Genomic DNA, 12,847 nt, shown 5'->3' on the forward strand with positions numbered 1-12,847 from the left:
GGCACCCGCGGGTGCCTACCGGGTGCAGGTCACCGGTCCGTGGGGCTCGGGGCTGATGACGACGTACTGGCCCGGCACGCAGGACCAGACGCAGGCCGGCGTCGTCACCGCCGTCGCCGGGCGGTCCACGGCGCTCGGGGACATCGCGCTGACCACCGGCGCGACGATCACGGGGACGGTCACCGGCCCTGACGGTGCGCCCGTGGCCGGCGTGTCGGTCTGGGCGACGCAGCAGAGCCCGGGCTTCTCCTCGATGACGACCACGGCGCCCGACGGCACGTACGCGATCGGCGGCCTGGTGGCGGGCGAGTACCAGCTCCAGTTCCGCCCCGCGGCGGGCTCCGGGCTGCGGTCGGAGTACTTCGACGGCGTCGACGACTGGGCGTCCGCGACCCCCGTCGCCGTCACCGCGGGCGGCACGACCGCGCGCGTGGACGCCTCCCTGCGCCAGGGCGTGTGCCTCACCGGCGTCGTGCGCAGCGCCGCGGGCACCCCCGTCTCCGGCGCCCTGGTCCTCCTGCACCCGGCGGACGGCGGCACCGCGAGCCCGCACGGCACGACGGGCTTCGACGGCACCTTCCGCGTCTCCGACGCGGCTCCCGGTGACTACCTCCTCGAGGTCAGCACGTGGAACGACGACCTGGCCGACGGGTTCTACCCGGGCAGCACCGGCCGGGACGACGCGACCGTGCTCACGCTCGCCGCGGGCGACTGCGTCGACGTCGACCCGGTCACGATGCCCGTCGGCGGCACGATCACCGGACGCCTGCTGGCGGTCGACGGCACGCCGACGACCGGCAACGTCACCGTGACGAGCGACGACGGGGCCTACGGCAGCGCGACCGCGGGACCCGACGGCCGGTTCGTCGTGCGCGGCCTCGCGAGCGGCGACTACGTGGTCCAGGCCAGCGCGTTCGGCGGCGGCATCGCCGTCTACCACCCGGGCGTCCCGACGCGCGCCGACGCCGAGACGGTGCGGGTGACCCTCGGCGAGGACACGGCGACCGGTGACCTGCGCATCGTCGCGGGCGGCACGCTGACCGGCACCGCGGTCAAGCCCGACGGCTCCGGGTTCAGCTCCGAGCTGTACGTCACGCCGGTCGGCGGCGGGTACGACGACACGCTGCTGCGCTACGTCGTCGACGGCGCGTTCACCGCCGGCGACGTGGTGCCGGGCCGCCACATCCTCTCGGTGGTCGCGGAGAGCCGCGGCTCGAGCGGCTTCTACGACGGCGTCACCACGTACTACGACGGCGGCACCGGCACGCAGCAGCGCAGCAAGGCCGTGCCGCTCGACGTCGCGGCGGGCCAGACCGTCGACGGCCTGCACCTCGTCGTGCCGCCGCGCGGCACCGCGGCCGCGCAGGTCACGGCGGTGTCCTCGCCGCTGCCCGCGCCGGTCGGCCGCCCGGCGACGGTGCGGGTGACCGTCACGGGTGACGGCGCGACGCCGACCGGTGCCGTCGGGATCTACGGCCCGACCGGCTTCCTCGGCGACGCGCTCCTCGAGGACGGCCACGCAGACGTCACGTTCACCGTGCCGGACGTCGAGTGGGCCACCGACGGCGGGACGCCGCAGATCGGCGTCGAGTACGTCGGCGACGCCGTCCACGACCGGCAGTACGTGAGCGTGCCGTTCGCCGTGACGACGTCGACCGACCCGGAGCCCGCACCGCCGACGGTCTCGTCCGTCGACCCGGCCGCCGGGTCGGCGCTCGGGGGCGCCCAGGTCGTCGTCACCGGCAGCGGGTTCGTCGGGACGCCGGAGGTGACGTTCGGCGGGGTCGCGGCCACCGGCGTCGTCGTGGACTCACCCACGACCCTGCGCGCGACCGTTCCGGCCCACGCGGCCGGGCCGGCGCCCGTGGTCGTCACGACCGACCGGGGCGTGAGCGACGGCACCGTGGCGTACACCTACGAGCACGTGCCGACGGCGACCACGCTCACCGCGACGCCGGCGACCGTGCCGAGCGGTGGCTCCGTGACCCTCACCGCGACGGTGGCGACCGCGGGCATCGTCCCCGGCGGCGCGGTCGCGTTCACGGTGGCCGGCGGCCAGCCCCGGACGGTGCCGCTCGTCGACGGGACCGCGTCGCTCACCGTCACGGCCGGCACGGCCGGGACGCAGGTCGTCACGGCGGCGTTCGTGGGCGACACGACGTTCGCGTCGTCGACCTCGACGCTCGACCTCGTCGTCACACCGGCGGCCGTGAGGCCCGTGCTCACGGCCGTGCTGCCGCCGGTCGCGTGCACGGCCGGCGGGACCACGGTGCTGCTGGTCGGGCGCAACCTGACCGGCACGACCGGCGTGACGTTCGGGTCGACGGCCGCGGCGTCGTTCCGCGTGGTCAGCGACACCGCGGTGTCCGTGCGGGTCCCGGCGCACGCCGCGGGCAAGGCCGAGGTCCGGGTCACCACGCCGGGCGGCACGACGAAGGCCGTGCCGTTCGTGTACGTCGCGCCGCCGCGCGGCTTCACGTGCCCGAAGGTGGCGGCCGTGTCCTGACGGCCGCGTCGCACGACGACGCGAGGGGTCACCGGGCGCGGCTCGGTGGCCCCTCCCTCGTCGTGGGTGGTCCACGGCAGCATGGGCGACGGACCCGCGGCCGCGTGCGCCGCGGGCGGCGGAGGAGACGACGATGACGTGGTGGATCTGCCGGACGTGCGCTGTCGAGAGCGCTGCACGGTCCGACGTGTGCCCCATCTGCGCCGACGAGCGGCAGTGGGTGCCGTCGACCGGTCAGGAGTGGACGACGCTCGACGCGCTGCAGGCCGAGGGCCACGGCGTCGCGGTCCGCGAGCTCGAGCCGGACCTGTTCGGGCTGACCGTGTCGCCCGGCGTGGGGATCTCCCAGGAGTCGAAGCTGCTGCGCACGCCCGCCGGGATGCTGCTGTGGGACCCGCTGGGCTTTCTCGACGACGCGGCCGTGGCGGCCGTCCGCGCGCTCGGGGACGTGGTCGCCGTGGCGGCGTCGCACCCGCACATGTTCGGCGTGCAGGTGGAGTGGAGCCGCGCGCTCGGCGGGGTCCCCGTGCTGGTGTCGGCGGCCGACGCGGACTGGGTGCAGCGGCCCGACCCCGTGGTCGAGACGTGGGAGGGCGAGCGCGAGGTGCTGCCCGGCGTCGTGCTCTCGCAGCCCGGCGGGCACTTCCCCGGCAGCGCGGTCGTGCACTGGGCCGCGGGCGCCGAGGGCCGCGGGGTGCTGCTGTCGGGCGACACGATCTTCGCCAACCCCGACCGCACGGCGTCGTTCATGCGGTCCTACCCCAACCGCATCCCCCTGTCGGGCGCGGTCGCGCTGCGGGTCGCCGAGCACGTGGCGCGGCGACACTTCGACCGGCTCTACAACAACTTCGACGGCGTCATCCCCGCCGACGCGACCGCCGTCGTCCGGCGGTCGGCCGAACGGCACGCCGCCTGGACCCGCGGGGACTTCGACGACCTCACCTGACGCGCGCGCGTCGCGCGGTCGACATACCGTCGGGGAGGGCGGACGCCCGTCACCACGGCGGAGCGACCGCACGGCCGCTCCCAGGAAGAGGGAGCACCCGATGAGCAACCCGATCCCCGACCCCGGACGCGTGCCGGACTCGCCGGTGTTCGACGACCTCCCGCCCGACGACCCCCGCCGGGAGGAGGACCCGCTGCCGAGCGACGCGCCACCCGCACCGGACGCGCCCGACGTGCCGGACCGCGGCGACCTGGGCCCGACGACGTCGGCCGGGGAGCCGCCCGACTGAACCGAGGAGCCATCATGTGGGCCTTCTTGATGCGCCGCGTGCGCACCGTCCTCATCGCCGCCGTCGTCGTGCCCGTCGTCTCGGGCGTCGCCGGGAAGATCGCGTCCCGCGTCGAGCACGCACAGGGCGGACCGACGCTCGTGTCGCGCGGCCTGCGGCTCGTGGAGTCGACCGGCCGTCGCGCGCGCCGCGCGCTGGCCTGAGCACGCCCGCCGCGACGGGACGCTGACGCGCTGACGGGATCCGTCCGGTCCACGCCGGCCGGGTCCCGTCGTGCTGCGCCGGTCGACGGGGACCGTCCGCCCTCCGGGCGCGGCACGCCGCTGCACCGGTCCGACGGTTCCATCCGTCCCGCCCGGCGCGGCATGCCGGTCCGACGGTCCGTCCGCCCCGCCGGGCGCGGCGCCTCCGCCGGTGTCAGGTCGGCGTCAGGTGAAGTACGCGCCCCCGTTGACGTCGAGCACCGTGCCCGTCACGAAGGCCGCACCGTCGGAGACCAGGTAGAGCACCGCCTCCGCGACGTCGTCGGGGATCCCCGCCCGGCCGACCGCCGCGGCCGCGACCGCCGCCCGCTGGGCCGGCTCCGGCGTGTGCGTCGCGTGGAACGGGGTGTGCGCGACGAACCCCGGCGCGACCGCGTTCACCGTGATGCGCCTCGGCCCGAGCTCGCGCGCGAGCGCCCGCGTGAACCCCTCGAGCGCTGCCTTCGCGGTCGTGTACGCGACCATGCCCGTCCCGCCGCCGCTGCGGGCCGCCTGCGCACCGATGCTCACGACACGGCCGCCGTCCGGCATGACCGACAACGCCGCACGCGTCGCGTAGAACACCGACGACAGGTTGAGGTCGAGGACGTGGTGCCAGTGCGCGTCGTCCATCGCGGCGAGCATGCGCCGCTCCACGATGCCGCCGACGTTGTTGACGAGCAGGTCGATCCCGCCGCCCAGCGCCGCGGCCGCGGTGCTCACCGCCTTGTCGACGTCCCACGAGTGCCGCGCGTCGACCTGGACCGCCGTCGCCGAGCGGCCCTCCTCCTCGATCTCCGCGACGACCTGCGACGGGTCGTGCGCCAGGTGCGTGACCGCGACGTCCGCACCGGCGCGTGCGAGCGCCACGGCCACCGCGCGACCGATCCCGCTCGCGCCGCCCGTGACGAGCGCGCGTCGCCCCTTCAGCCCTTCGCCCACGTCGTCCTCCCTGACCCGCGCGCGGCGGGTGCGTGCGAGCCGGGCATCCCGGGGTCCGGTCCCCGGACCCGGCGTCGCTGGCGGAACGGTATCGAGGCGCTTCGCCCCAGGAACAGCCCGTACGTCCTTTTCGTCCGTCCGGTCGACACCCACCCGGTCCAACCGCGGCCGAGCGGGTGGCGCTCGTGACGGCCCCAGGCGCCGGGAGGGCCGTCGGGCGGGAGGCCGGGCGGGGGTGCCGGGCGGCTGCGGGGCGGAGGTGTCGGGCGGAGGTGCCGGATGGAGGTGCCGGGCGGGGTTGTCCGCCCGGGCCGGTAACGTCGCCGTCCATGCGTCTGGCCACCTGGAACATCAACTCGATCCGCGCCCGCACCGAGCGGGCCGTGTCCTTCCTCGAGCGCAGCGGCGTCGACGTCCTCGCGCTGCAGGAGACGAAGTGCAAGGACGAGCAGTTCCCCCGCGAGCCGTTCGAGGCCCTCGGCTACGAGGTCGCCACGTCCGGGTTCAGCCAGTGGAACGGTGTCGCGATCGTGTCGCGCGTCGGGATCGAGGACGTCGAGGTCGGGTTCCCCGGCATGCCGACGTGGGGCGAACCCGCCGTCGCGGAGGCCCGGGCGCTCGGCGCGACGTGCGGCGGCGTCCGCGTCTGGAGCCTGTACGTCCCGAACGGGCGTGAGGTCGACGACCCGCACTACGTCTACAAGCTCGAGTGGCTCGCGCGGCTCCGCGACGCGGCCGAGGGCTGGCTCGCCGCCGACCCTGCCGCACCGTTCGCGCTCGTCGGGGACTGGAACATCGCGCCGCTCGACACCGACGTGTGGGACCCCGCCTGGTTCGCGGGCCGCACGCACGTCACGCCCGCCGAGCGCGACGCGTTCACCGCGCTCGCCCGGGCCGGGCTCACCGAGGTCTCCCGCGAGCACCTGCCCGCCGAGCACACCTACACCTACTGGGACTACCAGCAGCTGCGGTTCCCGCGGAACCAGGGCATGCGCATCGACCTCACGTACGCCTCGCCGGCCCTGGCCGCACGGGTCGCGGGCGCGACGATCGTGCGGGACGAGCGCAAGGGCAAGGCACCCTCCGACCACGTCCCCGTCGTGCTCGACATCGGCGACCGACCGACCTCCTGAGCGGGGGGTCCGCGCGTGGGCGCGGTCGGCTAGGTTGCGGCCATGAGCAACGAGCCGGGCGGGCCGACGCCCGAGCACAACCCCTTCGCCGCACCGGACGACCCGAAGCCGTCGCCCGGGACGACGCAGCCCGTGCCGCCTCCCCCCAGCGGGTACGAGGCCGTGCCGGACCCGGCGTCGGCGCCGGGACAGCCGCCCGTCGGGCACCAGCCGGCCGCCGGGCAGCCGTACGGGCAGCAGCCGTCCGGGCAGCAGGCACCCGCGCCGCAGCCCTCCGGGCAGCAGCCGTACGGGCAGCCGGCACCGGCGCCGCAGCCGTACGGCCAGCCGCCGTACGCCCAGCCGCCGGCGGGTCAGCAGCCCGGCCAGGGTTCGCCGCAGCCGTCCGGCCCACCGTCGGCCTACGGCCAGCAGCCCGGCTACGGCCAGCCCGGCTACGGGCAGCAGCCGGGGTACGGCCAGCCCGGCTACGGGCAGCAGCCGGGGTACGGCCCGCCCGGCGACGGCCAACAGCCCGGCTACGGCCAGCCCGGCTACGGGCAGCAGGGCTACGGCCAGCAGCACGCCTACGGTCAGCAGCCTGGCTACGGGCAGCCTGGCTACGGGCAGCCGCAGGCGTACGGCGCCTACGGCCAGCAGCCCGGGTACACCCCGGCGACCCGGACGACGGACGGGCTCGCCATCGCCTCGATCGCGACGAGCGCCGGTGGCCTGCTGCTCACCGCAGGCCTGCTGTCCCCCGTCGGCCTCGGGCTGGGCATCGCCTCGCTCCGCCGCATCCGGCGGACCGGTCAGGACGGGCGCGGTCTCGCGATCGCGGGCATCGTCGTCGGCGCGATCGGCACCGTGGCGATCGTCGTCAGCATCGTCGTGGGCATCGTCTTCTTCGCGCGGGTCGCCACGGACGACAGCGTCCAGGCCGCGCTCGACGACCTGGGCGAGACCGTCGACGAGGGCCAGACCGGGCCGGACGCGTCCGGGGACCTCGGCTACTGGGACCTGCGGACGGACCTGCCGGTCGGCACGTGCCTCGCCGAGTACCCGAACCAGTACGACATGAGCGACGCCGAGGTGGTGCCGTGCTCGGAGCCGCACAGCACGGAGATCGTCGCCCTGGTCCAGCTGGAAGGGCCGATCGTCGACGACGTGGACGACCCCGCCTACGACGCGGCGGTCGACGTGTGCTTCACCGCGATCGACTCGCGCGCACCGGGCCTGTTCGACGTCGGCGGGTTCGCGGACGTGTACTACCCGCACCCCGACGACTTCGACCAGGCGGGCGGGTCGACGGCGCTCTGCACGTACACCGCGGACGACCCGGACCTCACGGGCTCGATCGTCGTCGGTGACCTGCAGGTCGCCGGGCAGGGGGTCGGCTCCTGAACGAGCCGCTCGGGCCGGGGGACGACTACCCCGAGCCGTACTACGCCGCGGGCTGGGAGGACGCCCCCGCACGTCGCGAGCCGCTCGCCGGCTGGGCGCTCGCCGCGGGTGTGCTGCTCGTCGCGCCGCTCGCGCTGGTCCTCGGGATCGTCGCGCTGCGCCGCACGTCGGCGCACGGCACCCGGGGCCGCGGGATGGCGGTCGCCGCGGTCGTGCTCGGCGCGCTGGGGACGCTCGGCGTCGTCGTGGCCGTCGTCGTCGGGTTCGTGACCGCGCAGACCACGCGTCCGCTGCCGGGCGACGTCGGGTCCGCGCGCGACGCGCACGCGATGCAGCTCGTGACCGGCACGTGCGTCGAGCAGCTGCCCGCCGACGGGTCCGTCGACGTCGTGCGAGTCGTGCCGTGCGCGCAGCCGCACGAGGCGCAGGTCGTCACGGAGTACGACTTCGCGGAGAACGCGGTGTGGCCGGGTCAGCAGGCGGCCGATGCGCGCGTCGCGAGGGCGTGCGTGCTCGACGACACGGAGACCGCGGCGGGGGTGCGACCGGTGACGTGGGCGCCGACCGAGCAGGGCTGGTCGCGCGGGGACCGTCGCGGGCTGTGCCTCGCGGTGGTGGCGGGCGGCGGTGTGACCGGGTCGTTCCTGGACGGGTCGGCGACGCTCCCCTGAGCCGGGCGCGGGGCGTCAGCCGCGGTCGGGCACGGTCCGGCGACGGCGGGTGCGCGTCCAGACGAACCGGCCGACGAGCCACGCGAGGATCGCGTAGACCAGCCAGTTCAGCCAGTCGCTGTACCGCCCGATGTCCTCCCACCGGTCACCGAGCGCGTACCCGGCGAGGATCAGGCCCGCGTTCCAGACGCCCGACCCGATCACGGTGAAGACGCTGAACCGCACGAGCGGCATCCGCTCGACGCCCGCCGGGATCGACACGAGGCTCCGCACCACGGGCACGCACCGGCCCACCAGCACCGCGGCGCCGCCGTGCCGGACGAACCAGGCCTCGGACCGGTCGAGGTCCTCGACCTCGACGAGCGGCACCTTGCCGAGCCAGCGCCGCAGCCGGACCCGCCCGACGCTCGCGCCGATCCCGTACAGCACCCACGCGCCGACCAGCGAGCCGAGCGTCGAGGCGACGATCGCCCACACGAGCGACATGTCCCCCTGGCTCGCGACGTACCCGGCGACGGGCAGCACGACCTCGGACGGCAGCGGCGGGAAGACGTTCTCTAGCGCGACGAGCAGCCCGACGCCGATCGGGCCCAGGGCGGCGATCACGGACACGACCCACCCGACGAGGCCCGTGAGCTCGGCCTCCGACGTGGCGGTCCCGAGACCGGCATGGGGGGCGATGCCGGCAGCCAGGTGCAGGGGGGACCTCATCGGTCCGATGCTGTCATCCGTCCAGCACGGGCGCGCGACGGGCGGGCCGCCGGCGACGTGACGCTCGTCGCACGCCCGGACGCCCGGTGCGGCGTCACTCGCCGGGGTAGACGACCCCGAGCTGGCGGCGGGCCTCGTCGGTGGTCTCGAGGATGCGGACGGTCTCGGCCAGCGGCAGCAGCGGCGAGTCGGTGCGGCCCTCGGCGACGTAGGTCGCGAACGCCGCCGCCTGGAACGCGAGGCCCCCGTACCCGGTGACGCGGTTGGCGTCCCAGCGGGCGGTGCGGTCGCCGACCGTCACGGTGAGCGCGGACGGCAGGTACGCCGACTCGTCGACGCGCACGTGGCCGAGCGAGCCGTGGACCGCGGTCGTCTGGCCCGCCGCGGTGAGCATCGACGTGAAGAGCTGCGCCTGCGCCGCGCCGTACGCGACCTGGAGGCTGACCTGCGCGTCGACCCCGGTCGACGTGAGCGACCCGGTCGCCTGCACGGCCGACGGTGCGACGCCGAGACCCGCGTGCCGCGCGACGAACGACGCGAACGCGACCGGGTACACCCCGAGGTCGAGCAGCACGCCGCCCGCGAGCGCCGGGTCGACGAGCCGGTGCGTGGGGTCGACCTCGGCGCGCACCGCGAAGTCGCCGGTGACGCGGTGGACGTCGCCGAGTGCGCCGTCGTCCAGCAGCTGCCGCAGCACGTCCGTGTGCGGCAGGTACCGCGTCCACATCGCCTCCATGAGCAGCACGCCGGCCTCGCGCGCGGCGTCGACGAGGTCGCGCGCCTCGGCGGCGTTGCGCGTGAAGGCCTTCTCGACGAGCACGTGCTTGCCGGCGCGCAGCGCGAGGAGCGCCTGCTCGTGGTGGTGGCTGTGCGGGCTCGCGACGTAGACCGCGTCGATCCCGGGGTCGCCGACGAGCGCCTCGTACGACCCGTGCGCATGCTCGAACCCGTGCTCGTCGGCGAACGCCTGCGCCCGCTCGACGGACCGCGACCCGGCGGCGACGAGCTGCTGACGGCTGTGCTCGCGGACGGCCGTGGCCCAGCGGCCCGCGATGTAGCCGGGAGCCAGGACGCCCCAGCGCAGCGGCGGGGCGTCGGTGGGGTCGGGCGTGCGCGGGTCGGGCAGGTGCAGGTCGGCGGGCATCGGGCCAGCGTGCCAGACGCCGGCGCGACGAGCCCCCGGCGACCGCCCGGCAGGCCGCGCGCCCCGGCCCGTCACCCCCCGTCCGCCGGTGGCGTGGAAGGTCTGTCACGCCTGGTGCGACAGACCTTCCACGCGGGCGGACCGCGGCGACGGGGCTCAGGCCGCGGACGTCACCGTGAGCGTGTCGCCGGCGCGGTCGACGCGGACGGTCTGCCCGTCGTGCACGTCCCCCGCGAGCAGCGACCGCGCGAGCCGGTCGCCGATCTCCCGCTGCACGAGCCGCCGCAGCGGCCGCGCACCGTACGCGGGGTCGTAGCCCTCCAGGGCCAGCCACTCGCGCGCGGCGGGCGTGACGTCGAGAGTGAGCCGACGGTCCGCGAGCCGCCGCCCCAGCGACGCGACCTGCAGCTCGACGATGTGCCCGATCTCGTCGAGCGACAGCGGGTCGAACAGCACGACGTCGTCGAGCCGGTTGAGGAACTCGGGCTTGAACGCCGTCCGCACGGCGCCCATGACGGCGTCCCGCTTCGCGTCGGCCGACAGCAGCGGGTCGACGAGGAACTGCGACCCGAGGTTCGACGTGAGCACCAGGATGACGTTGCGGAAGTCCACCGTGCGGCCCTGGCCGTCGGTGAGGCGGCCGTCGTCGAGCACCTGGAGCAGCACGTCGAAGACCTCGGGGTGCGCCTTCTCGACCTCGTCGAGCAGCACGACCGAGTACGGCCGGCGGCGGACGGCCTCGGTGAGCTGGCCGCCCTCCTCGTACCCGACGTACCCGGGGGGCGCGCCGACGAGCCGCGCGACCGAGTGCTTCTCGGAGTACTCCGACATGTCGATGCGGACCATGGCCCGCTCGTCGTCGAAGAGGAAGTCCGCGAGCGCCTTGGCGAGCTCCGTCTTGCCGACTCCGGTCGGCCCGAGGAACAGGAACGAGCCGGTCGGACGGTCGGGGTCGGAGATGCCGGTCCGAGCGCGGCGGACCGCGTCGGACACGGCGGCGACGGCGGTGCGCTGGCCGATGAGCCGCTCGCCGAGCACGTCCTCCATGCGCAGCAGCTTCGCGGTCTCGCCCTCCAGCAGCCGGCCCGCGGGGATGCCGGTCCACGCGGCGACGACCTCGGCGACCTCGTCGGGCCCGACCTTGTCGGCGATCATCGGCGTGCCCTGCGCGGCGACCTCGTCGTCGGTCGTCTCCTCGCTGGCCTCGGCCTCGGCGATCTCACGCTCCAACGCCGGGATCTCCCCGTACTGGAGGCGCGCGGCGGCCTCGAGCGAGCCCTCGCGGAGCAGCCGCTCGGCGTCGGTGCGCAGCGTGTCGAGCCGCGCCTTGAGGTCGCCGACGAGGTTGTGCCCGGCCTTCTCCTTCTCCCAGCGTGCGGTGAGCGACGCGAGGTCCTCGCGACGGTCGGCGAGGTCCTTGCGCAACCGCTCCAGGCGCTCGAGCGACGCGGGGTCGTCCGACTCCTGCAGGACGACCTCCTCCATCTCCAGGCGCGTGACGGCGCGCTGCAGCTCGTCGATCTCGACCGGCGAGGAGTCGAGCTCCATGCGCAGGCGCGACGCGGCCTCGTCGACCAGGTCGATCGCCTTGTCGGGCAGCTGGCGGCCCGTGATGTACCGGTCGGACAGGGTCGCGGCGGCGACGAGGGCGGCGTCGGAGATCGTCACCTTGTGGTGCGCCTCGTACCGCTCCTTGAGCCCGCGCAGGATCGCGACGGTGTCCTCGACGGACGGCTCGCCGACGAAGACCTGCTGGAACCGGCGCTCCAGGGCGGGGTCCTTCTCGATGCGCTCCCGGTACTCGTCGAGCGTGGTCGCACCGACAAGGCGCAGCTCGCCGCGGGCCAGCATGGGCTTGAGCATGTTGCCCGCGTCCATCGCGCCCTCGGAGCCGGCGCCCGCGCCGACGACGGTGTGCAGCTCGTCGATGAACGTGACGACCTCGCCCTCGGCACCGGTGATCTCGGCGAGGACGGCCTTGAGCCGCTCCTCGAACTCGCCGCGGTACTTGGCGCCCGCGACCATCGCCGCGAGGTCCAGGCTGACGAGCCGCTTGCCGCGCAGGGACTCCGGCACGTCCCCCGCGACGATGCGCTGCGCGAGCCCCTCGACGACGGCCGTCTTGCCGACGCCGGGCTCGCCGATGAGCACAGGGTTGTTCTTGGTGCGCCTGCTGAGCACCTGGATGACGCGGCGGATCTCGGAGTCCCGCCCGATCACCGGGTCGAGCTTGCCGTCCCGCGCGCGCTGCGTCAGGTCGATGCCGTACTGCTCGAGCGCCTTGAACGTGCCCTCGGGGTTGGGGCTCGTCACGCGGCTGTTGCCGCGCACGTTGGGCAGCGCGGCCGCGAGCGCGTCGCGGCTGGCACCGGCGGAGCGCAGGGCGTCGGCGACGCCGGACTGCCCCGCAGCGAGGCCGAGCAGCAGGTGCTCCGTCGAGACGTAGTCGTCGCCCAGCGAGCGCGCCTCGGCGGACGCGGCCTCGAGCGCCGCGGCGGTCGCGCGCGACGCGGACGGCTGCGCGACCGTCTGACCGGCCGACGACGGCAGGCCGACGAGCGTCGAGCGCACCGAGCGACCCAGCGCGGCGCGGTCGGCGCCGACGGCGTCGAGCAGCGCGTTCGCGACGCCGCCCTCCTGCTGGAGCAGGGCGTTGAGCACGTGCGCGGGCTCGAGCTGGGGGTTGCCCGCCGCCGACGCCTGCTGGACGGCGTCGCCGAGGGCCTCCTGCGAGCGGGTGGTGAACTTGGCGTCCACGGAATCTCCTGTCAGGACGGGATCGGGGTCTGCCCGACTCAACATCGACCAAAGTTGAGTCTATTCCGCTCAACTTCGCTGAGCCACCCCTGCCTGGCCGACCTCCGCGCGGCCACCCCCGCC

Annotated in this window: 11 protein-coding genes; 7 read left to right on the top strand and 4 right to left on the bottom strand. The window is 75.3% G+C overall.

Annotated features, from left to right (window positions below; all coding sequences use genetic code 11):
- From CTKZ_RS03240 to CTKZ_RS03255, 4 genes are all read left to right on the top strand, one after another.
- Positions 1 to 2,506: carboxypeptidase regulatory-like domain-containing protein (locus CTKZ_RS03240; RefSeq protein WP_200829626.1), on the top strand; the 2,506-nt coding region annotated here is incomplete at its 5' end.
- 133 nt (positions 2,507 to 2,639) lie between these two features.
- Complete coding sequence (locus tag CTKZ_RS03245) at positions 2,640 to 3,452, top strand: MBL fold metallo-hydrolase (RefSeq protein ID WP_124341588.1); 813 nt, start codon at positions 2,640 to 2,642, stop codon at positions 3,450 to 3,452.
- A 100-nt stretch (positions 3,453 to 3,552) separates the two neighbouring features.
- A complete protein-coding gene (locus tag CTKZ_RS21365) occupies positions 3,553 to 3,741 on the top strand; it encodes a hypothetical protein (protein ID WP_160142814.1) in 189 nt (62 codons plus the stop codon).
- Between the two features lie 14 nt (positions 3,742 to 3,755).
- Positions 3,756 to 3,944: a hypothetical protein gene (locus CTKZ_RS03255; protein ID WP_124341590.1), complete on the top strand. Its 189-nt coding sequence runs from the start codon at positions 3,756 to 3,758 to the stop codon at positions 3,942 to 3,944.
- Between the two features lie 225 nt (positions 3,945 to 4,169).
- Here the strand turns inward: CTKZ_RS03255 and CTKZ_RS03260 are convergent, their stop codons facing one another.
- The gene (locus tag CTKZ_RS03260) at positions 4,170 to 4,925 is read right to left on the bottom strand and encodes an SDR family NAD(P)-dependent oxidoreductase (protein ID WP_124341591.1); all 756 of its coding nucleotides are present in this window, start codon (positions 4,923 to 4,925) and stop codon (positions 4,170 to 4,172) included.
- Positions 4,926 to 5,254: 329 nt separating this feature from the next.
- On the opposite strand from CTKZ_RS03260, the gene CTKZ_RS03265 reads away from it, so the two are divergent.
- Genes CTKZ_RS03265 through CTKZ_RS03275 form a run of 3 tightly spaced genes read left to right on the top strand, consistent with a single transcriptional unit; the run spans position 5,255 to position 8,112 of the window.
- A complete protein-coding gene (locus tag CTKZ_RS03265; protein ID WP_124341592.1) occupies positions 5,255 to 6,058 on the top strand; it encodes an exodeoxyribonuclease III in 804 nt (267 codons plus the stop codon).
- A 42-nt stretch (positions 6,059 to 6,100) separates the two neighbouring features.
- Positions 6,101 to 7,441: a DUF4190 domain-containing protein gene (locus CTKZ_RS03270; protein WP_124341593.1), complete on the top strand. Its 1,341-nt coding sequence runs from the start codon at positions 6,101 to 6,103 to the stop codon at positions 7,439 to 7,441.
- Positions 7,438 to 8,112: a DUF4190 domain-containing protein gene (locus CTKZ_RS03275; protein ID WP_124341594.1), complete on the top strand. Its 675-nt coding sequence runs from the start codon at positions 7,438 to 7,440 to the stop codon at positions 8,110 to 8,112. The genes CTKZ_RS03270 and CTKZ_RS03275 overlap by 4 nt, the downstream gene beginning before the upstream one ends.
- Positions 8,113 to 8,127: 15 nt before the next feature.
- Here the strand turns inward: CTKZ_RS03275 and CTKZ_RS03280 are convergent, their stop codons facing one another.
- From CTKZ_RS03280 to clpB, 3 genes are all read right to left on the bottom strand, one after another.
- On the bottom strand, positions 8,128 to 8,823 hold the full coding sequence (locus tag CTKZ_RS03280) for a DedA family protein (protein WP_124341595.1): 696 nt from the start codon (positions 8,821 to 8,823) through the stop codon (positions 8,128 to 8,130).
- A 94-nt stretch (positions 8,824 to 8,917) separates the two neighbouring features.
- The gene (locus CTKZ_RS03285) at positions 8,918 to 9,967 is read right to left on the bottom strand and encodes a Gfo/Idh/MocA family protein (protein ID WP_124341596.1); all 1,050 of its coding nucleotides are present in this window, start codon (positions 9,965 to 9,967) and stop codon (positions 8,918 to 8,920) included.
- Positions 9,968 to 10,123: 156 nt separating this feature from the next.
- Entirely contained in the window at positions 10,124 to 12,724 is a 2,601-nt protein-coding gene (gene clpB, locus CTKZ_RS03290) for an ATP-dependent chaperone ClpB (protein WP_124341597.1), read from the bottom strand.
- Positions 12,725 to 12,847 lie beyond the last annotated feature (123 nt).

The organism is Cellulomonas algicola (genome assembly GCF_003851725.1).
GTDB lineage: Bacteria > Actinomycetota > Actinomycetes > Actinomycetales > Cellulomonadaceae > Cellulomonas > Cellulomonas algicola.